Annotated in this window: 16 protein-coding genes and 4 pseudogenes; 13 read left to right on the top strand and 7 right to left on the bottom strand. The window is 57.3% G+C overall.

Translation table 11 applies throughout. The features are described 5' to 3' along the window. Positions 1-431: 431 nt before the first annotated feature. Complete coding sequence (locus P0D84_RS35085) at positions 432-626, top strand: hypothetical protein (RefSeq protein ID WP_408344610.1); 195 nt, start codon at positions 432-434, stop codon at positions 624-626. A 273-nt stretch (positions 627-899) separates the two neighbouring features. Here the strand turns inward: P0D84_RS35085 and P0D84_RS35080 are convergent, their stop codons facing one another. Both P0D84_RS35080 and P0D84_RS35075 read right to left on the bottom strand, forming a co-directional pair. Continuing rightward, on the bottom strand, positions 900-1,466 hold the full coding sequence (locus P0D84_RS35080; protein ID WP_408346281.1) for a phosphatase PAP2 family protein: 567 nt from the start codon (positions 1,464-1,466) through the stop codon (positions 900-902). Between the two features lie 126 nt (positions 1,467-1,592). Further along, on the bottom strand, positions 1,593-1,901 hold the full coding sequence (locus P0D84_RS35075; RefSeq protein WP_408344607.1) for a hypothetical protein: 309 nt from the start codon (positions 1,899-1,901) through the stop codon (positions 1,593-1,595). Between the two features lie 707 nt (positions 1,902-2,608). On the opposite strand from P0D84_RS35075, the pseudogene P0D84_RS35070 reads away from it, so the two are divergent. Continuing rightward, positions 2,609-2,824 (top strand): annotated as a pseudogene (locus P0D84_RS35070) (DDE-type integrase/transposase/recombinase); the annotation flags it as partial. A gap of 93 nt (positions 2,825-2,917) precedes the next feature. Here P0D84_RS35070 and P0D84_RS35065 read toward each other — a convergent pair. Continuing rightward, positions 2,918-3,928: pseudogene (locus tag P0D84_RS35065) on the bottom strand (ISL3 family transposase); the annotation flags it as partial. Between the two features lie 267 nt (positions 3,929-4,195). Between P0D84_RS35065 and P0D84_RS35060 the strand changes: the two are divergent. Together P0D84_RS35060 and P0D84_RS35055 are read left to right on the top strand one after the other, a co-directional pair. Then, complete coding sequence (locus P0D84_RS35060; protein ID WP_408344604.1) at positions 4,196-4,684, top strand: GDP-mannose mannosyl hydrolase; 489 nt, start codon at positions 4,196-4,198, stop codon at positions 4,682-4,684. A 669-nt stretch (positions 4,685-5,353) separates the two neighbouring features. Next, positions 5,354-5,632 (top strand): hypothetical protein, encoded by a 279-nt coding sequence (locus P0D84_RS35055; RefSeq protein WP_408344601.1) that lies wholly within the window; start codon positions 5,354-5,356, stop codon positions 5,630-5,632. Positions 5,633-5,653: 21 nt separating this feature from the next. On the opposite strand, the pseudogene P0D84_RS35050 reads toward P0D84_RS35055, so the two are convergent. Together P0D84_RS35050 and P0D84_RS35045 are read right to left on the bottom strand one after the other, a co-directional pair. Continuing rightward, positions 5,654-6,880: pseudogene (locus tag P0D84_RS35050) on the bottom strand (ISL3 family transposase). Between the two features lie 146 nt (positions 6,881-7,026). After that, positions 7,027-7,305 (bottom strand): dTDP-4-dehydrorhamnose 3,5-epimerase family protein, encoded by a 279-nt coding sequence (locus P0D84_RS35045; RefSeq protein ID WP_408344598.1) that lies wholly within the window; start codon positions 7,303-7,305, stop codon positions 7,027-7,029. 56 nt (positions 7,306-7,361) lie between these two features. Here P0D84_RS35045 and P0D84_RS35040 point away from each other — a divergent pair, with 56 nt between their 5' ends. Then, complete coding sequence (locus P0D84_RS35040; RefSeq protein WP_408337964.1) at positions 7,362-8,387, top strand: IS110 family RNA-guided transposase; 1,026 nt, start codon at positions 7,362-7,364, stop codon at positions 8,385-8,387. Between the two features lie 279 nt (positions 8,388-8,666). Here P0D84_RS35040 and P0D84_RS35035 read toward each other — a convergent pair. Both P0D84_RS35035 and P0D84_RS35030 read right to left on the bottom strand, forming a co-directional pair. Then, positions 8,667-9,511, bottom strand: a pseudogene (locus P0D84_RS35035) (IS5 family transposase). Next, positions 9,471-9,725 carry a dTDP-4-dehydrorhamnose 3,5-epimerase family protein gene (locus P0D84_RS35030; RefSeq protein WP_408346383.1) on the bottom strand — a complete coding sequence of 85 codons (255 nt, stop codon included), beginning with the start codon at positions 9,723-9,725 and terminating at the stop codon, positions 9,471-9,473. The pseudogene P0D84_RS35035 and the gene P0D84_RS35030 overlap by 41 nt, the downstream one beginning before the upstream one ends. A gap of 702 nt (positions 9,726-10,427) precedes the next feature. Between P0D84_RS35030 and P0D84_RS35025 the strand changes: the two genes are divergently transcribed. The 8 genes from P0D84_RS35025 to P0D84_RS34990 all read left to right on the top strand — a co-directional run bounded on the left by P0D84_RS35025 (position 10,428) and on the right by P0D84_RS34990 (position 20,876). After that, a complete protein-coding gene (locus P0D84_RS35025; protein ID WP_408344595.1) occupies positions 10,428-11,375 on the top strand; it encodes a GlxA family transcriptional regulator in 948 nt (315 codons plus the stop codon). Positions 11,376-11,562: 187 nt separating this feature from the next. Beyond that, entirely contained in the window at positions 11,563-12,993 is a 1,431-nt protein-coding gene (locus P0D84_RS35020) for a mannose-1-phosphate guanylyltransferase/mannose-6-phosphate isomerase (RefSeq protein WP_408344592.1), read from the top strand. 43 nt (positions 12,994-13,036) lie between these two features. Further along, positions 13,037-14,416, top strand: coding sequence for an undecaprenyl-phosphate glucose phosphotransferase (locus P0D84_RS35015; RefSeq protein WP_408344589.1), 1,380 nt, complete (start codon positions 13,037-13,039; stop codon positions 14,414-14,416). 109 nt (positions 14,417-14,525) lie between these two features. Further along, complete coding sequence (locus tag P0D84_RS35010) at positions 14,526-15,701, top strand: polysaccharide biosynthesis/export family protein (RefSeq protein ID WP_459252224.1); 1,176 nt, start codon at positions 14,526-14,528, stop codon at positions 15,699-15,701. A 123-nt stretch (positions 15,702-15,824) separates the two neighbouring features. Next, positions 15,825-16,943 (top strand): GDP-mannose 4,6-dehydratase, encoded by a 1,119-nt coding sequence (gene gmd / locus P0D84_RS35005; protein WP_408344583.1) that lies wholly within the window; start codon positions 15,825-15,827, stop codon positions 16,941-16,943. Positions 16,944-16,947: 4 nt separating this feature from the next. Next, positions 16,948-17,919: a GDP-L-fucose synthase family protein gene (locus P0D84_RS35000; RefSeq protein WP_408344580.1), complete on the top strand. Its 972-nt coding sequence runs from the start codon at positions 16,948-16,950 to the stop codon at positions 17,917-17,919. 154 nt (positions 17,920-18,073) lie between these two features. Next, on the top strand, positions 18,074-18,556 hold the full coding sequence (locus P0D84_RS34995) for a low molecular weight protein-tyrosine-phosphatase (protein WP_408344577.1): 483 nt from the start codon (positions 18,074-18,076) through the stop codon (positions 18,554-18,556). An 85-nt stretch (positions 18,557-18,641) separates the two neighbouring features. Then, positions 18,642-20,876, top strand: coding sequence for a polysaccharide biosynthesis tyrosine autokinase (locus P0D84_RS34990; protein ID WP_408344574.1), 2,235 nt, complete (start codon positions 18,642-18,644; stop codon positions 20,874-20,876). Positions 20,877-20,915: the final 39 nt, after the last annotated feature.

The following is a 20,915-nucleotide window of genomic DNA, read 5'->3' as shown; positions in this document are numbered from 1 at the left end:
GAGGCATTCGGTGATTGGAAGGCCCACGGTCGCGGTGCACATTCATGCCGGATGAGTCGCGGCATAATGCGGAAATATTTGGAAAAATTGGGCGGCATTTTTCCCAATAATTGAGGCGGAGTGTATAGAACGTCTTTTGAACTGGTTTATATGTTGAATGATATAAAGGAAAATCATTGAGACATTGATGCCAGTACACTGCTGCTAGTGTTTTCCGCTACAGGCCTTTTGGGGCTGTCGACGTAGGACTTTCCTGAGTCCCGTTTTGACGGGAGTCGCCCTTATCATAAGAGGCGCAACGTCGGCTCGATCGCCGCACGTGGCGGGCGGCTGGCCTGCCTCAGGCCGGAATATGTCGATGGCGGCCATGTTTTTGGCAAACGATTGCGCAAAGGGCTCAAGAAGGCCGCCGTGCCGTCGTTAACGCGCTCATGCACAGACAAAACATTCAGACAATCGTTAATGCCGCCTGCGAAACCGCCGATTCCATCGTCGGTGCGCGCGAGTGGGATGTGGCCGAAGATGCCAGCGCGATGCACGACTTGATCTTCTGGGACATGCTTGGCAAGCAATTGCCCGACATCAGCGCCGCCGACGTGCTGTCGATCCTGGGGCGCAGCGCATAAGGCCAGAGGTCGGTCGGGCAGTCTCGGGCGACCCATACCGGCGACCGCATCCTGGATGCGGTCGCCGGCTACGGTATGGGATCGGCAGACGAGAAGCGCGTATTCGATAAACCGATAGTGTGCGCTCCTGGTTGCGCTAGCCTTGGTTAACATTGCCGCCTCACGCTCGTCAAAACCCGAGCGTAACCAATCAGATTTGCACCCGGTTTTTGCTTGAGCAGTAGAAGTGACGGTAGCCCGACGTGTGTCATGAAAACGCGCTGCAAGGGTGGCTTACAGGATGCGCCTGCAGATGGTAGGTGAATACCGGTCGATCAGGGACTGGAAAGGGGCGTTGTGTCCATAAGCTATCCCCGATACCAGCAGAAGTGACACCGCAGCGACAACAGTACCTCGTAGTTGAACGTGCGACTTGTCCAGCGAACGCAGGAAGAACAAAGCGACGGTCGAGCCGACCGCCCAACCTGCGATGACCTCTGACACCGTGTGGGCTTCCTCGAACACACGAGCTGCGCCAATGATGGCGCCGCTTGCGAGGCCCAGAGTTATGCCGACCGACGAGCGTCCGGAACGGCGCAGAAACAACGCGATGCAAGTCGTCCACACAGCCGACGAGAGCATCGTGTGTCCGCTGACAACGCGGAACCCGATTTCCCTGATCTCTATGCCGCATCCGGCGTAGAGGATCTTCGTTGCTCCGACGATCGCCATGCCCACTGACAGACAAACCAGCCAGTAAGCAGCCACCCGCCGATCAGACGCGGCAATCCATATCGCGCAGCCCACTGCCAGCGGGAGAGTTACTGCAGCGTCGCCAAAGTTGCTGATTGCATTCCACATCGTGTTCAAATGTCGGGTTGGCCAGAGGTGATTAGTTAGGCGGAGGGTGCCATCTTCGCGATAGGTGCCGCAGTCAGGCACCTGGTCGTTGGATGGCATCGCGGTAGAACGCTCCGACGTGGGCAGCTAGTGGGTCTGAAGCTGGGCCGCGGAGATGAAATAAATTTCGGTTACGGCTGGAGACCGGAAGTCCAGGTGCAGGCCGTCGACAAACATGCTTGCTATGGTCTTCGCGTCACATGTCATCTCCGATACGCGCATTACATGTTCCGCCAGTTGCTGCGCGCGGCTGGCTAACGTCAAGCGCTGTGGCCAGCTAACGTCGCCGCTGTTCAATCGCATCCAGCCGCGCGCAGCTGCGAGCAGGTGTTCAACCCTGAGCCATCCACCGGCAGCGCGATGCTCTTTCAATTGTGACACGACGAGATAGGTCAACAGTTCCGCGGACCCCAGTAGGCCAAAATCGAGTGGCTGAGTCATCGGGAATTGGCTTCGCAGACGGATTTCGACACGCAATGTGTAGTAGGCGCGCTGTTATCTGACAGGGAGCGCAAAAAGAGCGACCGCTCCTGTCGCAAAGGCGGCTGCATCGAGTTAACACCACGCGAGAACGGAGGTCCCAGAACAGAGTATCTAGCATCCAATTTGACTGCTTCCGTCAAAACATTGGCGGAAGTAGTCGAGCGCGACTTGGCGGTGGCCCTCGGCGCATTTTTTCATGACCATCCGCAACACGGTTGACGGGCGGCGCGACGTCCGGCCGCCTGCAATACGAAGGCCCATCGGGTCGCTTTGGGATAGGTCGCTAGCGCGGACTGGAACGACGATTCCGCGCCGCGGAACTCGGAGTATGTGCTGGACGTAGGAAATCGTGAACGAAATCGTTGACCTCATAAATGAGTACGAGGCGATTCAGGATAAGGAATCGCTGTATGCGCGTGTACTGATGTCCTTCATTGCCGACTGCGAAGTGTGGGCGCGGCACGACCTCAATCGACCAAGGCCTTCTTCGCGAAAGCGATCAAGAGTTAAGGGCTAGTTCCCAAGACAATCACGCTGGACGGCTACGCAGATTCTCACCGCGCAGTGCGCGAATGAAGATAGATGGATTGCTGCCCGAAGGCACAACGTTGCGATCGTCGAAGTACTTGAATAACCTGATCGAACAGGATCATCACAACCTTAAAGCGCGGGTGAACGTGACGCTCAGCTTTAAACGCTTCCGGACCGCGGCAACAACCATTGCCGGCATCGAGCTGATGCATCGCATTCGCAAAGACCAGTTCAACCTGATGAAGCTGCGCCTCAAAGACGCCACTGCGCCCGCCGTCTGGACGTCGGTGCTTTCAGTTCGCTGAGTTGACGAGCAGACGGGCGGCTTCTCGCTCGCCTGCGCTATTTGCACCACAACTATAAAATGGCTCTTTTGAAAACGGAGTGGGTAATGGCCTTCAGCGGGCATGTGAGTTGAATGCGGAGAAGTCGAGTTTGCCTGCGATGAGAAACAGGACCGTTCGCATGGTTTCGAAGCGAGCGTATCCGCGTGCCTTGCGCTTGGCGGCCTGAAACAGTCCGTTGATGGCTTCGATGAAGCCGTTGGCCTGACGGGTCTGGGTCCAGGCGACGATGCCGTCGAAGTGTCGGCGAATCAATCGCACCACGTCCTTCATCGGTTCGACCTTCGAACGCATAACGTTGGTGCACCACTGCTGCAGCATGTCGGAGACGACATTGATTTGCTTGCGCTCGAGAATCTCGCGCAGTTGCTCGCGATATAGCCATGTGCAGGCGGTGCGCTTCGTGGTGTACTGACTGACGAGCGCCTCGAGGTCGGTCAATTGCGCCAGGTTGAGTTTGTTCGAGTCTTTGAGCAGCGTCCAGCGCATGCCTTTGAGTTCCGGCTCGACTTTCTGTTGTTGTCGACGCACGGTATCGAGCTCCTTGGACGCGTGAGCGACGACGTGAAACTTGCCGAAGGTCAGCCGCGCATCGGGGAGATGTTCATTTACGCCCTCGATGAGGGCCGGCGACATGTCAATGCTGACCGAGTCGACTTGCTCAGGCTTGCCACCACGCTGGCCAAGATAGGCCGCGAAGCGTTCAATTGTGCTAGCATCCTTGCCGTTCGTCACGAACACGACGCGCCGCGCGTGCATGTCGGCCACCAGTGTCAGATACTCATGACCGCGCCGGTACGAGGTTTCGTCAATCGCCACCGTCGTCACCTCCGACAGGTCCGCCGACGCGAGCGCCAGTTCCACACAGCGCGAGCAGATGGCATGGACCCGGTGCCACGACAGGTTGACGATGCGCGCCACGGCAGAAAACGGCATCTGCTGAGCGAGCATCAGCACAAGCGCCTCGAACAGCAACGTGAAGCCACTGAGTTGGCCGACCCAATCAGGTTCCAACAACCGTACCGAGTCGTCCGGCAAGCGCACACGCGGCACACGTACTTCCAGTCTGGTGGATGAAGCGCCGTTCGTGGCGGTGGTACCTCTAAGAAGACGGCGGATAACGTCCCAAGATTGTCGGAGAGGGCCCAGTCCTGCAACGTATCCTTCCTAAGATGTGCACGGCTATCGACGAGCGGGAAGTATGCGTGCGATAACCATCTCGAAGACGTATTGGCACAGGGCACGCGCGTTGATCGACGCTTTCGCACGCCATTTGTCATGAGTTCCTCACAAGTAACAACATTCTTCTCGATCATTTTCTGCTGAATGACCATGCTTCCAATCCCTATGTTCTTGAATGTCGTCGATGCAACACCGCTGGTAGCCATCGACCTTATCATCGAGAACGAGATGGGCGGTTATCTTCTCGGGCGCCGCGTTAACAAACCCGCTCAAGGCTTCTGGTTTGTCCCGGGCGGTCGCATTCGCAAGAACGAGCGTCTTGACGGCGCCTTTCACCGGATCGCAAGCGAGGAACTTGGTCGAGCCGACCTCAGACGGGCCGACGCCGACCTTCTTGGCGTGTACGAACATCTGTACGAGGACAATTTTAGTGGTCAATCCGGCATCTCAACTCATTACGTTGTACTCGGGTACAAGCTGCGGGGTACTATTGAACTTGCGAGCCTGCCCGACCTGCAACACTCGGAGTACCGTTGGGTTACAAAAGAAGAGATCACGACCGATGCGGAGGTTCATCTGAACACGCAAGCTTATTTCGGTGGTCCCGTGCTACGGCGCGGAGGTCGCTTTTCAGTATGACATGGATGCCCTCCTCGAACCCGGGGCCGACTGTTTCGCCAAGCGGGCGAATTCGTTGGAGAAGAGTTAGCCGACGCATGCATACGGCGGCCGATCCAAGATTTATCGTGTCCGCGAACGTCAGAGGCTGGTTGATATCTGCCAGCCTGTCTCCAGGCACGCCGGTGGTCGCTCATACTTCCATTCTTAGTTGACCTCGGTGAGTGCTTGTGTGCCTTGGAAATCTTGTCTTTCCCGCCAGCCCAATACGTGAGCTCTTTGCTGATCCTTCGCCGAAATGTCGGGCGGGGGGCGGACAACGCGCATCAGGAAATACGCGCGTAGTCAGGTGTTTGAATCTGCGGACAACAAGACCGATTTGTGGTCGGAAAACCAAGAGCCACGCAAGTGTCCGCACACCGGCCTATAGTCGGTTCAGATGGAGGAAAAAAGAGAATAGGTCGAGAGATCAAGGCGAGGTATGTACTCGGCGCGCACGGGAACCCGCAACTAGCGTTAGTGGCCGTGAATTGGAGGCGAGCCCCACTTTAACGGAAGGGATGGCGAACCCCTGGTGCCGGTCGTCAAGGAATGACACGAACACCGCAAAGGGTTGGCGTACCGGTAGCGCACAGGGCTCACAGGCGCGGGATTAATTGGAAACGGGGTTGGTAAGCGGGGGAATGATCGATGACGGCGAATGAACTCATCCAGGAGGCGTCCGCGCTGCGTGGTCAAGGCAAATATCGGGAAGCGATCGACCTCATCGAGGTGAACCTTCCGAACATCGAGGGGGACGTCCGACTCAATGCCCAACTCGAGGTATTCCGGGCCGCAGTAGAAGCCGGGGATGTCAAAACGGCGCACGAGTATGCAACAGCGATCGCGGCCGAAGAACCGGGGCGGCCGAGCATCCAAACTGTTGCGTTGACCAACGGCGCATTAATGTGGCCAAAGAGGTTCTTTTGAAAACGGAGTGGGTGACGAGGCTCAGCAGGTGTTTTCATTGAAGCGTGAGAAGTCGAGTTTTCCGGCGATGAGGAACAGAACAGTACGCATGGTTTCGAAGCGAGCGTATCCGCGAGCTTTGCGCTCGGCGGCCTGGAACAGGCCGTTAATAGCCTCGATGAAACCGTTGGTCTGACGAGTCTGAGTCCTGGCAACGATTCCGTCGAAATGTCGGCGAATCAATCGCACCACGTCTTTCATCGGTTCGACCTTCGAGCGCATGACGTTGGTGCACCACTGCTGCAACATCTGCGATACGACATTGATTTGTTTGCGCTCGAGAATGTTGCGCAGTTGCTCGCGGTACAGCCATGCCCAGGCAGTACGTTTGGTGCTGTACTGACTGACGAGCGCCTCGAGGTCGGTCAGTTGGGCCAGATTCAGTTTGTTCGCGTCTTTGAGCAGCGTTCAGCGCATGCCCTTGAGTTGCGGGTCGACCTTCTGTTGTTGCCGACGTACCGTGTCGAGCGCCTTGGACGCGTGAGCGACGACGTGAAACTTGTCGAAGGTCACTCGCGCTTCAGGCAGATGTTCATTGACACCTTTGATGAAAGCCGGCGACATGTCAATGCTGACCGAGTCGATTTGCCCGGACGTGCCACCATGTTCGCCTAGATAGGCCGCGAAGCGTTCAATGGTGCTGGCATCCTTGCCGGTCGTGACGAACACGACCCGCCGTGCCTTCATGTCGGCGACCAGCGTCGGATACTCATGACCGCGACGGTACGAGGTTTCGTCAATCGCCACCGCCGTTACGTTCGACAGGTCAGCCGCCGCGAGCGCCAGCTCCACGTAGCGCGAACAGATGGCGTGTACCCGATGCCACGACAGGTTGACAGCACGCGCGACATCGGCAAACGGCATCTGCTGGGCGAGCATCAGCACAAGTGCCTCGGACAGCAGCGTGAAGCCGTTGAGTTGCCCGACCCAATCAGGTTCGACCAACCGTACCGAGCCATCGGGCAAACGCACACGCGGTACCCGCACTTCCAGAAAACACTGATGCTGGAAGAAATTCAAATGACGCAGACGCTTGATTTGCGTATCATGCACCGGATGCTCACCTGCAATTACGGCATAGGCAAACCGGCTGCTCGCGACGAAGTCCACGGCAATGGTGAGTTGACGCTGAGCGGCATCGAAGTTCACGCCATGGACGTACCAAGGCGCGGTTATACCGAGAGCGGACTCGAACAGTCGATTCGTCATGGTTGCCTTGTCTTGCGTGGCTGGCCGCCGCATTCTGCCGCAACCAGCCACGCGCCAAAGACAAGTTTCCGACGTCATATTGATTCAGATAACAGAGTGTTAATTCAATGTATCGATGAGATAGCTATCCGTACCGAGCGACAACGCTATACAGTGACGAAGTGGAGCGGCTTGCCGAGGTGAGTAGACCGGAGTATCCATAGCTGATGACAATTGACCGCCGATAGCCGCGCACTGACCCACCGGCCGAAAGTAGTGGACCTACGCCGCAGATTAACCGCCACGTCGAGCACCTCACCCGCTACGAGCCGCACCAGTTTGCCCCGCGGACGCTGCATCTGGTAGTGCAGGCCATAAAGTACGTTGTTAGAGAATGAAAGGGACTTCCCCGTCCCGAGGCTGCGGCGGAAGCCGCGAGTCGGCATCGACGTGCCATGATGAAGTTTCGAACGTTCATCAACACCAGCGAGAGGGGAAGTCCATGCCTATTGTCACTGTCGGAATCGATCTTGCCAAGAATGTATTCGCCGTTCATGGTGTAGATGAAGCAGGTAAAGCGATGCTGGTCCGGCCGCGTGTTCCGCGCGATCAGCTGGTGACGTTGATCGCGCAGTTGCCAGCGTGCCTCATCGGGATGGAAGCGTGCTCTGGCGCACATCACTGGGCTCGCATGTTCCAGCAGCACGGCCATACGGTCAAACTCATGGCGCCCAACCTTGTGGCGCCTTATCGCATGTCCGGCAAGCGTGGCAAGAACGACGCGGCGGATGCCGCTGCGATCTGCGAAGCGGTGACGCGCCCGAGCATGCGTTTCGTACCGCTGAAGGACGAACATCAGCAGGCAACGCTTTGCCTGCATAGGACACGACAAGGTTTCGTGGAAGAGAGGACCGCGACCTACAACCGGTTGCGAGGCCTGCTCTCGGAATTCGGCGTGGTGCTGCCACTGAGCCCGGATAAGTTGCGCAGGCACATCACGGAACATCTGGACACATTGCCTGGCTGGGCGAAGCGTAGTATCAGCGATCTGCTTGAGCATGCCGGCAATATCGAGGACCGCCTGCTCGAATACGATCGCGCGATCGCCGAGATCGCGCGTGAAGACGCGCGTAGCAGGAGGCTCATGCAGTTGCACGGCATTGGCCCAACCACAGCAAGCGCGTTGCTCGCCAGTATCGGTGCCGGGCACGACTTCAGAAACGGCCGCCAGGTGGCAGCCTGGATCGGACTTACGCCCGGGCAGTACAGCAGCGGCGGCAAGGCGCGGCTGGGCAGCATTACGAAGGCAGGCGACGCCTACCTGCGCGGCCTGCTGGTCAACGGAGCTCGCGCCGTCATTGCCAGTCTCGGCGAGAAACAGGACCGCTTCAGCCGGTGGGTCCGAACCCTGGTCGAACGCCGGGGCTACTGGCGGGCAGCGATCGCGATCGCCGCAAAGAACGCGAGATTGGCATGGGCCTCGCTGAAATATGGCGATGACTTCAAGCTCGACCCAATAGCCGACTGATTTCGGTTCGAGCCTGTCGATCAAACGCCAACGAGATATGAGTGCGGACATCATGAGCACATAGAAACGATCACTTTGCACTGCCTGCGGTGATGTGAAGCGGGTTGGACCCGCGCGGGGCATACCTGACTAACACAGCGGGGATATCCATTCCCGGCTAGAGAATGAGGCCTCCGTGCGCGTCTTTCATCAGGGTCCGGGCTATTAGCCCAACATGACCGGTTGTAGAACCGCAGTCCTTCACCTTCTCACAAGACCGGCGCGGCATTGCAGCATGTATCACAGCGAACTTCGATTGAGCTTGCGCTCAACGGGGAGCCCTTGTAGGGTGTTAGGCACTTTTGTTAGGGATGCGACGTGGACAAGCATAGGCACTGAGAATACGACGAAGTGCAACCCAGCCAGGGGTTCGGGCAATCGCTCGTAGTCTCTGGCCAGTCGGCGGAAGCGGTTGCGCCAGCCGAAGCTGCGCTCGACCACCCAGCGGCGCGGCAACAGCACGAAGCCCTTTTCCGCCTCCGACAGCTTGATTACCTGAAGCTCGATTCCTTCGTCGAGTGCCGCCTGCGCAGGCTATCCCTGACCGGCGAACGCCACCTTGACCGTCTGGCCCGTGGCCTGCTGAACCTGACGTGCCAGTTCTCCGACCTGCGCGCGTTCCTGTTCGTTGGCCGGCGTAGCATGCACAGCAAGCAATTGCCCCAAAGTATCTACCGCCATGTGGACCTTGCTGCCGCGTTTGCGTTTGTAGCCGTCGTAACCGGCGCGAGGTCCACTTTCGCAGGTCGACTGCAGCGTGCGCCCATCGAGAATGACCGCGCTGGGCTGGCCCTGTCGGCCCTGCGCGACCCGGATGATCGAACGCAGGTCGTTCACCATGGCCTCGAAGCAACCCGCCCGAATCCAGCGGTGCGTCTGCTGGTAAACAAGCTCCCACGGCGGAAAATCATTTGGCAACAGACGCCACGGCGCACCCGCGCGTACGATCCAGCGCAGCGCGTTGAACATCTCGCGCAGATCGTAGCGCGCTGCGGTGCGTCCTTGTTCATCAAGGTCAGGTACGGAGCGGCGAAGTACCACTCTTCATCCGATACATCCGTCGGGTATGGCCTGCGTTTTTTCATCCTGCCAGGATACCAGGTCCGGCAAAAAGTGCCTAACACCCTCTCTAGGCGAAACCGTGTGGTGTTCATGGGAGACGGGATAGCCGCGGGCCACCTGTTCGTCGAACTCGTTCTGGTCGAAGCTTTCGAAGAATACGCCACGGGCATCGCTGGAGATGTATGGCTCGATCAGCTTGACGGCGCGAATCGGTATGTGTTGAACCTTCATGGTCATGGGCGGCGTCGGGCTGAAAACGGGAAGGTCGCGAAGAGTGTTGCGTACGATTCATGATCTTACAAGGTCGGCGGGATCCGTTTCCGCCAAATCAGTGGAGTAGGACGCGATGTGCGCTTTGTTATTGCGATGCCGCATTTTTTTCGCGCTCCGATGACGTTGGCGGACTGACGCTAGCAGTTTTCTTCCGATGTCGTGCATGCCATGTGCGGTCCCAGGTATCAATTTCCGTGTAGAAAAAATTGTCTGCGCAACGCATAAGCGTGGCTTCGAATGCATATTCATAGCAACGCTATGCAAGAGAAATTCATGCGTTATCTGGTTTGAGTCTAAACGGGCAAACACAATGACGGACGGATAGTTGCGGCATTTTAGGAGCACAAAGAACCTGCTTTAGTCCTCACAGGCGTGGACCCGGTTCTTTCGCGTTTGCTCTAAGGCGAGGTTACGCGTCGCGTGAAGTGAGGGGCGTGATCGACCGTTCGCAGACCCATGGGCTAATCCGCCAACATGTTGGCGTCTTCCGTCAGCCGCGCTGCGCCATTTGGCGGTCTATGTATGATGCGCTGCAACTGACAGGAATTCTTGTTGCGAATGAGACATCGCTAAACCGCCTTACGCTTAGGGAGTTCTATGGTGTATGCAGGTCTCGACAATCCGGATAACGGAGCAGCGTCTTCCTCTGGGAAGCGGCGAAGGCGCATGGTTCGAGATATTGGCGTTGTGCTGTTCGATGGATTCTCATTGCTCACGGCTGGCGTGATTCCAGAGGTATTTCAGGCGGCAAACGAGATCTGCATTGCGCGATCGAGAGGTGACGTGCTGTATGACGTGCGTTTTTACTCGGCCGAAGGGGGAAATGTGGCGTGCTCTTCATCGATCAACGTCTGGACATACGCCTGTGATGTTCGAAGCGCCATCGGCTTTGACGCGTTGTTTATTGTCGGCGGAGAAGGCGCGCAAAACGCGGCACATGACGAGCGTGTAGTGGGTTGGCTCCGGGAGGTTTTGCCGCTCAGCGAGGTAGTCAAGCCGATCGGGGAAGGGCGGATTTTGCTCGAGGCGGCGGGCGTCGATAGCTCGGGGCAGTCGCGTAGCACGGCTGGCTGGCAGTCGAAGTTGGTTGGGGCATTGGAAAACGATTTGTCCGACGAAGGCGATCGTTATGGGCCGGTGGTCAAGACGGCCCTGATGTTAGTCAAGCGCGATCTTGGCGGTGATGTCGCGCGGGAAGCAGTTGCACGCCTTTCGCTAAATGGTTCTCCGATCGTCGCATCGGTACTGTCGGAATCGAGTACGCCGACCCGAGCCGAGAAGGTGCGGGCATCAGCGCAGTGGTTAAAAGAGAATTGCGGGCGCCCCATTTCTGTGAGCGAAGTGGTACGGGTTGCAGCGATGAGCCAACGGAATTTTCTGCGTTACTTCAAGCAGGAGATTGGTGTGACGCCGTCTGAGTTCTTGCTGCAGACTCGCCTGGAGATGACGTCCCGATTACTTGCAGAGACGGATTTTCAGATTGATAGGATTGCAAAGCGATGCGGTTGGATCAACGGTGATCGCCTCGCCAAGATTTTTCGTAAGCGAATGGGCCACACGCCTTCAGAATATCGCGCGCGTATCCGTGGTTCGGTGCCAGGCGATCCCGCGTAGTCGTGCGGGGCTTTAGCCACACATTTTCAATCTGTTAGGTGCGCGTTTTCTGAACCTCCAGCGCATAACAATAGGAGTGCGTAAAGTGTCGTCATTGACAGATGAAATAAGGCAACGCAGCGGCGCTAGTGATTTAGTCCATGGAGAACAAGAGAGCGGTGGCCGACTTAGGGCCTCCGCGCGGTTCGTGCCCGTGGTGTTGGCCGGCGGGGCGGGTTCGCGGTTGTGGCCGATGTCGCGCGAGCAATACCCTAAGCAGCTGATTGGCGTGCTCGGCCCCGACTCGTTGCTGCAGGAGACCGTTGGGCGGATGAAGGGCTTCGTTTCCGAGGTGGGAACCGCATGCGCGCCGATCATCGTGTGCGGGGACGAGCATCGGTTCGCGACTGCAGAGCAACTTCGTTCGAGCGGTATCGATGCGCGGATCGTCGTCGAGCCGGTGCGGCGCGACACCGCCCCTGCGCTTACGCTTGCCGCCGCAGTCGCATGCGCCGACGGACAGGACGCGATTGTGGTTGCGATGCCGGCAGATCACGCGATTGCCGACGTGGATGCGTTCCAGCGAGCGATTGAGCTTGCTATGGAGTACGCACAGGCGGGCGCGATCGTCACCCTTGGCGTGCCGCCGACGCGGCCTGATACAGGCTTTGGTTATATCAAGCTCGGGGCCGAGATTGGCGCTGGTGCTCAGCGGATTGAGCGTTTTGTGGAAAAGCCGGCAACTGAACTGGCCGCACAGTATCTCGCGTCGGGGCAGTACTGGTGGAACAGCGGCATCTTTGTGGTGCAAGCAAGCGTATGGCTCGAGACCATTGGACGGTTGCAGCCCGCGATGCGCGATGCGTGCGCGTTGGCGCTCGCGCAGGGGGCCATCGAAGGTCAATTTTTCCGACCGAGCGCCGACGCATTCAAACAGTCGCCGTCCGATTCCATCGACTATGCGGTCATGGAGCGACTCGGATCAGACGAGGAACTGCCGTCGGGTGTGGTCGTGCCGCTTGAAGCGGGATGGTCGGATCTTGGCTCATGGGATGCGGTGTGGGACGCGCTGGACAAGGACGTTGACGGCAACGTCGCGCGGGGCCGGGTCGTATTCGAGGGGGCAACGTCGAGCTTCGCGCATTCTGAAGGAAGGCTGGTTGCGTGTGTGGGCGTAACCAATCTGGTGGTGGTGGAGACGGCTGATGCGGTGCTTGTGGCCGACCGCTCGAGCGTGCAGGACGTGAAAGGTCTGGTGTCGCGAATCCGAGCCCAGCAGGCGCCAGAAGCTGAAACGCACCGTAAGGTGCGCCGCCCTTGGGGCTCTTATGACTTGATCGATCACGGCGAGCGCTTTCAGGTCAAGCGCATCGTGGTGCAACCTGGCGGCCGCCTTTCGCTGCAGTTGCATCACCATCGCGCAGAACATTGGATCGTGGTGAGCGGCACGGCACGCGTCACCTGTGGTGACGAGCAGTTTTTGCTGTGCGAGAACCAGTCGACCTTCATTCCACTAGGCGTACGTCATCGCCTTGAAAACCCCGGCAAGTTGCCGCTCGAGCTGATCGAAGTCCAGTCAGGGTCCTACCTCGGCGAAGACGACATCATGCGCTTCGACGACACATACGGGCGTGCCTGAACGGCGTCTGACCGAGGTTCGTATACATCGTAGGAGGCTCGAAATGCCTGGCTTACAAGGTTTGATTGCTCGGCTGGTGGATGTCGCCCTCATTGTCGCCGGCGCCATGCTGGCGGCGCACGTACGGTACGAAGATCTCGCGCAGAACCGGTTGGACGCCGCCTTTATAACGTTTTCAGCGGCCTCAGCGCTCGCGACGTTCCCGGTCTTCGGGCTGTACGACTCGTGGCGTGGGCGTTCGATGGTGAGCCTCGTGGGCAAGTTGGCGCTCGCCTGGATTGTCGTGCAGCTTTGCGGCCTTGCGCTGATGTTTTCCATACACCGCACAGACTTCATCTCGCGCCTGTGGTTCGCATTCTGGACGGGCATCACGGGCAGCGCGCTGATTGTCTTGCGGGTGACGACATACAGCGTGTTGCGCGAAGTGCGCCAGGCCGGAATGAATTTGCGTCATGTGGTCGTGGTGGGACACGGGAAGCACTGCGAAGAAGTGTTGCGCAAGATCAACGCTTCGCCTTCCGATGGCTTCATCATTTCGGAGGTTTTCGACTCGCGCGGGATTTGCGGGAGCGTTGAGGGAAGCGATGCCCAACAGGACGACCTGAACTCATTGCTGCAATACGTGCGCGGGAACGATGTACAGGAAGTGTGGCTAGCCATGCCACTGACGGAGGAATCAATAATCTTGCGCGTCGTGAACGGCTTCCGTAACGAACTTGTGAACGTGCGCTTCATTCCGGATGTGCAGAGCGTGGCGCTGTTCGATAGCGGCATGATCGATCTGATCGGTGCACCTGCCATTAACCTGATGGCGTCGCCGCTACCGCCGCACGCCTTGGTGAAGAAGGACATCTTCGATCGCGTGTTCGCTTCGGCGGCCTTGCTTGCAATGGCCCCCTTGATGACCGTCATCGCGGTGGCCGTGAAGCTCTCGTCGCGCGGGCCGGTGTTTTTCAAGCAGTACCGCAAGGGCGCGGACGGCCGGGTCTTCCAGATATATAAATTCCGTTCGATGCATCCCCATATGGAGAAGACAGGGGTAGTCACACAGGCGACCATGCGCGATCCGCGTGTGACTAACGTCGGCCGGTTCCTTCGACGTACGAGCCTCGATGAACTGCCACAGTTCATCAATGTGTTGCGCGGTGAAATGTCAGTAGTGGGGCCGCGCCCGCACGCGATCGAGCACGACGAGATTTACCAGGAAGTGGTGAATGGCTACATCCATCGCTATCGCATCAAACCAGGCATCACCGGCTGGGCTCAGATCAACGGCTTCCGTGGCGAGACTGATCGACTTGAGAAGATGCAGAAGCGCGTTGAGCACGATTTGTATTACCTGCGGAACTGGTCCTTCGTGCTCGATATGAGAATCGTGCTCGCGACAGTAGCGAAAGGGCTGGTCGGCAGTAATGTTTACTGAATGCGCCTTAACGGCATCAGCGTGGTCGGTACAAGCAGACGTTTTCATAATGCATCGCAAAGCGATATGAGTTTAGGGCTAATGGATGAATTACGCGGAAGTTGTTCTAATGACGGTACCGGGAAAATGCCGCAAAAAGATCAAGCGCGCCAATCAGATCAATCGCCTGCGAGTACTGGCAATGCTGGCGTCGTGCGCTGCGCTGATGGCCTGTACGGTTGCTCCAGGCATGCGGATGCAAACGCCAGCGTCGATCCCGGTTAATGCAGGGAGCGGCAAGAGTCCGCCGGAGCGGGCTGACGTGCCCGTCACCGAAATTACGATTGATCTGATCAAGCAACTCAGAAATCAGGCGACAATGATCTCCGTGCCGGAAGATGCCGAACTCTTCGCGAAGTCAACGCCGTACCTGATTGGGCCTGGGGATGTGCTGCAGATAACGGTCTGGGATCACCCTGAACTGGTGGGGGCTCAGGGGCCGCAGGTTTCGACGCCCAGCTCGCGGGCGTACGACCCCGCACCGGGGCACCTGGTGGATCAAAACGGTGATCTTCAGTTTCCTTATGTCGGAAAGATAAACGTTGCCTCTCTTCAGCCGAACGATGTCCAGAGGAAGTTAACTGCCGCGCTTGCGCAAGTGTTTCGGGATCCGCAAGTTACGGTCAGTGTTGCGTCGTTCCGTTCCAAGCAGGTGTACGTAGACGGCGAAGTACGCGTGCCTGGATCAGTTCCGGTGAATGACGTTCCCATGACGCTGTACGAGGCTGTCAGTCGTGCCGGCGGCTTTAGCGCGACGGCAGATCAGAGCCACATGGTGCTCGTACGTGGTGCAAACTCTTACCGAATCGACCTCTCGGCGATAATCGCGCGCGGTGAGAATCCATCTCGCATTATGTTGCGCAATGGAGATTTGTTACGTGTGCTGCCTCGTGATCAGAACGGTATCTATGTGATGGGCGAGGTGAATAAGCCGGTGACTGCGATCCCAATGCGAGACGGCACACTCTCGCTTAGTGACGCCATTTCGCAGGCAGGAAGTATCAACTCGAATACGGCCGACGCCGCGCAGATGTATGTCATTCGCGGAGCCTTGAACGCGGAGCCGCATGTATTTCATCTTGATGCCCGTTCGCCGGTTTCGATGGTGCTCGCCAATCAGTTTCAGCTTCAGCCCAACGATGTCGTGTACGTCGACGGTAACGGCCTGGTCCGCCTGAATCGCGTGTTGAGCTTGTTGTTGCCGGCAGTGAATGCGGGCCTGACAGCTGCCGTGCTGACTAAGTAATCGATGTGGGTCTTGTTTCGATGCTGCGATCGTTTCAGGGGCGCGATTCGGCAGGCGGCCCAGATGTGAACTGGGATAGTTGAGAACGATCTCGATAGCGGATATTGGATTTGGAGCTGAATGATGACACGTAAAGTTGCGTTGATTACCGGTGTAACGGGGCAGGACGGATCGTACCTGGCGGAATTGTTGCTGGACAGGGGATACGAGGTGCACGGTATCAAGCGCCGTGCCTCGTTGTTCAATACCGATCGAATCGATCATCTTTACCAGGATCCACACGTATCCGACCGTCGATTCGTGTTGCATCACGGCGATCTCACTGATTCGACGAGTATTGTGCGCGTTATCCAGCGAGTGCAGCCAGACGAGATTTATAACCTCGCGGCACAGAGTCACGTTGCAGTCTCGTTCGAGGAGCCTGAGTACACCGCGAACGCGGACGGGATTGGTGCACTCCGCATTCTTGAGGCAATTCGTATTCTGTCGCTCGAGAAGAAGACCCGGTTCTATCAAGCATCGACATCCGAGCTGTACGGTCTCGTCCAGGAGATCCCGCAACGGGAGACAACCCCGTTCTATCCGCGCAGCCCGTACGCGGTGGCGAAGCTTTACGCGTACTGGATCACCGTCAACTATCGGGAAGCCTATGGCATGTACGCCTGCAACGGGATCCTTTTCAATCACGAGTCGCCGGTACGCGGGGAAACGTTTGTCACTCGGAAAATCACACGTGCGCTCTCGCGAATCGCCGTTGGATTGCAAGACTGCCTGTATCTCGGAAATCTCTCCGCCCTTCGAGACTGGGGCCACGCGCGCGACTATGTTGAGATGCAATGGCTGATGCTCCAGCAGGAACAGGCGGAAGACTTCGTCATTGCAACCGGTGTTCAGCACAGTGTCCGAAAATTTGTCGAGTGCGCGGCGATGGAGCTCGGCATTGTCCTGCGTTTTGAACGTTCTGGCGTCGACGAGATTGCGCTCGTAGAGGCGGTTCAGAAACCCGAGGTCAAGGTAAAACCGGGGGACGTGATGGTGCGTGTCGATCCGCGCTACTTCCGGCCGACAGAGGTCGAAACCCTGTTGGGCGACGCAACGAATGCGAAAACGAAGTTAGGGTGGACACCGAAAATCTCGTTCGAAAGCTTGGTCAAGGAAATGGTGCAGGGCGACTATCAGGCGGCAAAGCGCGATGCGTTGATCAAGCTGGCGGGTTTCACTACCTTTGCATACAACGAGTAACGCGATGAGCAAAGAAATCAGGACCTTTGTGGCCGGCCATAACGGCATGGTGGGGCGTGCCGTTGTTCGACGCCTCGCAGCGCTGGACTTCTGTACCGTTGTCACTCGCAATAGGGACGAGCTCGATTTGACCGACAAGGACGCCGTCGAAGCCTTCTTCCGAAGCGAAGATATTGATCACGTGTATCTCGCCGCAGCGAAGGTGGGAGGCATTAAGGCCAATTCGGTCTATCCCGCCGACTTCATTTACGACAACCTGATGATCGAAGCGAATGTAATCGATCAGGCATATCGTGCGGGTGTGAATAGGCTCATGTTCTTCGGTTCGTCGTGCATTTACCCGAAATTCGCCGAGCAGCCGATTTCGGAGCGCGCGTTGCTATCGGGCCATCTGGAGCCGACCAACGAGCCCTATGCGATTGCGAAGATTGCCGGGTTGAAACTTTGCGAGAGCTATAACCGGCAGTACGGAACCGATTTTCGTAGCGTCATGCCGACCAATCTCTATGGCCCGAACGACAACTACCATCCGGAGAATAGTCACGTTGTGCCGGCCTTGATACGCAGAATGCACGAGGCCAAGGTACGCGGTCAGGATTCGGTGATGGTCTGGGGAAGTGGAACGCCCCGCAGAGAACTGCTTTATGTGGACGATCTGGCCATCGCGGCCGTCGAGATCATGCAAATTCAGCTGGATCAATGGAAGAAGGACTGCGAAGCTTCATTTTCTCATATAAACATCGGAACCGGCGTCGATTCGTCCATCGCCGAACTGGCCCAGACCATTGCCAGGGTAGTGGGATTCGAGGGTGAGGTGCTCTTTGATCTATCGAAGCCGGACGGTACGCCACGTAAGCTATTGGATGTGCGACGCATGCATGCGCACGGTATCAGGGCGACGACAAAATTTGAGGACGGCCTGGCGGTCGCGTATGAGGATTTCTGCGAGCGATACGGCGAGCAGGTTTCGGCGTAACGCACGCCGGGCGGAATAGCGAAGCACGATACAGAGTATCTCGCATCACTTCGGGGCCCGCCCGCTACTTAAAAGAACAACAAATGTACTCCGTTCTGACATTGACGATGGTAGGTGGGTCAAGCGTTGAACTAGCCACTACAGGGAAGACTCGATGATTCGTTCCATTTTGACTATTTGCATCGGAAACATATGCCGCAGCCCGATGGCCGAAGCGTTGCTAGCGAGCGAATTGCCGAACTGTGTTGTGCAGTCCGCGGGTGTGGCCGCTCTGGTGGGGCAGCAGGCGGATCCCTTCGCACGCGAGTTGATGCGAGCGGAAGGGCTCGATATCGAACGTCATCGGGCGAAACAATTGATGAGGTCCCATTGCATGAGCGCGGATCTTCTGTTGGTGATGGATCTGAAGCAAAAGCGTTACGTGGAACGGTTCAGTCCATGGTCTAGAGGACGAGTATTTCGTTTGGGTCAATTTGATAATCTGGACATCCGCGATCCATTTGGACGGGGTCGCGCTGAATTTATCAACGCGCGGGATTCAATCGAAAAGGGCGTACGCGCCTGGGCAACCAAGATCGAAGCTTCCGATAGCTGGAAAAAAGAGTCGGAAATGAGAATGCCTCTCTGCCACGAGTAGCCGGATGCCGGAAACGGTTGCAACGAGTATTTGAAGCAGGTCGATCGGCGCGTCATTCTGTAACTAACATATTTAAGTCACGCACATGCAAGAAGCAGATGAATTCCTGAATAGTCAACGCAGTTCAGCATCGGACGAAGGTACGAGCCTCGGGGAGCATTTGGCTTCGCTGCTGGAGTATCGAAATGTGATTCTCGGCTTCGCTCTAGGCATGGCGATTTTGGGTGTGGTATACGCGTTGATCGCAAAGCCGGCATACGAGTCGAACATTCTGGTTCAGGTCGAAGAGAACGGCAACTCGATTGGTTCGGCTTTGGGCAATCTGGCCAGCATGTTCGAGTTGAAGACCGCCTCGACCACCGAAATCGAGATTCTGCGATCACGCATGATTCTTGGCCCTACCGTCGACGCGGTGCATCTGGATATCGACGCCAAACCTAAGTATGTGCCGTTGTTTGGCCGGTTTTTGGCTTCACACCTTCCGGTGCCTGTCTCCGCCGCTGCGCGCTTCAACTTGTCGTCGTACGCATGGGGTGCGGAAGCGATCGAAGTCACGAAGATGGAGGTGCCGTCGGAATATAACGGTGTGATCTGGACGGTGGTTGCCCAGCCGGGAGGCAAGTACAACCTTCTCTCGCCGGACGGCGACCTGGTTGTCGGAAACGCCGAGGTTGGGCGAGAAGTCCAGGGTACCACGCCGGCCGGACCGGTTGCCATCACGCTGAGCCGTCTGGTCGGCCGGCCGGGCAGCAAGTTTCAGCTTGTTCATTCCAAGCGCCTCGACGTTATTAACCTGCTTCACAATTCGTTGAACATCTCCGAGCAGGGGAAGGACTCCGGAATCATCAGTGCCTTCTGGCGTAGTGACGATCCACGAAAGACTCAAGCTGTACTGAATGAGATCGGCAGGCTATACGTCAAGCAGAACGTCGACAGAAAATCCGCGGAAGCGGACAACATGATTAAATTCCTGGATAATCAGCTTCCGGGGCTCAAGGAAAATCTGAAAGAAACGGAAACCAAGTACAACAACTTTCGTACCAAAAATGCGATTGTCGATCTTCCGTTGGAAGCTCAGACATTGTTGAACGAAGTCGTGCAGGCGGAAGTTCAGAAGAGCCAGCTTGTACTTCAACGCGATCAATTGCTGCAGCGATTTACTCCGCAGCATCCGAACGTCGATGCGGTCAATCGGCAACTGGATACCGTCAATGCGCAAATCGACAGCTTCAATCGGCGATTGAAGGCGATTCCGGCGAACGAACAAGATGTCGTTGGCCTCGCACGGGACGCGATGGTCTCGCAGGAAATCTATACGACGTTACTGAACAACGTCGAACAGCTTCGAGTCCTGAAGGCTGGCAAAACAGGTAACGTCCGTTTGTTGGACGACGCCGAACACAATACGGTCCCGGTATGGCCGCGGCCCGGCTTGATCATCCTGGTGGCGACGACGCTTGGCGTGTTCTTGGGAGTGGGCGCCGCGTTTGGACTCGAGGCGCTTCGCAGCGGTATTGAAGATCCGAACGAGGTGGAAGACCGCTTCGGTCTTCCTGTGTATGCGACGGTTCCGCATAGCGATCGGCAGTCCTCGCTCGGACGTGTCGAGTGGGCGAAATTGAGCGAGGCTCCACTATTGGCGCATGCTGCGCCGAACGATCTCGCGATCGAAGCGATTCGCGGCTTGCGTACCGCGTTGCAATTTGCTGAGTTTGACGCCAAGAATAATATTTTGATGCTGACCGGTCCGGCGCCTGACGTCGGCAAGTCCTTCATTTCGATCAACCTTGCTGTGTTGATGGCGAACACCGGCAAGCGGATTCTCCTGATCGACGGCGATCTTCGCCGTGGCGATTTGCATCGTTACATCGGGGAGACGCGCGAATCTGGATTGACCGAGCTTATCCGTTCAGGAGGCGGTCGCACGTCAGTCGTTCGCAAGGATAAGCTGGTCAAAGGCCTGGACTTCATCCCTACCGGACAGCTGCCGCCGAATGCTGCCGAACTGCTGCTACATCCGAATTTTGAAGCGGTCTTGAAGGAGCTGTCAGCCGAATACGACAACGTGATTATCGACACTTCGCCGGTGTTGGCGGTAACGGATCCGGCCATTATCGGGCGGCTTGCAGGTGTCACGCTGCTGGTATTGCGCTTCGGCGCGAACCCGATAAGAGAAGTCGAATTGGCGGTGAAGCGATTGCGGCAATGCGGCAGTCCGCTGAAGGGGGTGGTATTCAACGACTTCCCGCTGAACACCGGCGGCTACGCGTACGGAAAGTACAAGTATGCGTATCAGTACGAGTACGCACCACGTCATTGATCTAAAAGCCTGGTATGAGATGCGGGTTATGCCGGGCAC

Source organism: Paraburkholderia sp. RL17-337-BIB-A, assembly GCF_046025895.1.
In the GTDB taxonomy this organism is placed as follows: Bacteria; Pseudomonadota; Gammaproteobacteria; order Burkholderiales; family Burkholderiaceae; genus Paraburkholderia; species Paraburkholderia fungorum_C.
This window is presented reverse-complemented; position numbering and strand designations above follow the sequence as displayed.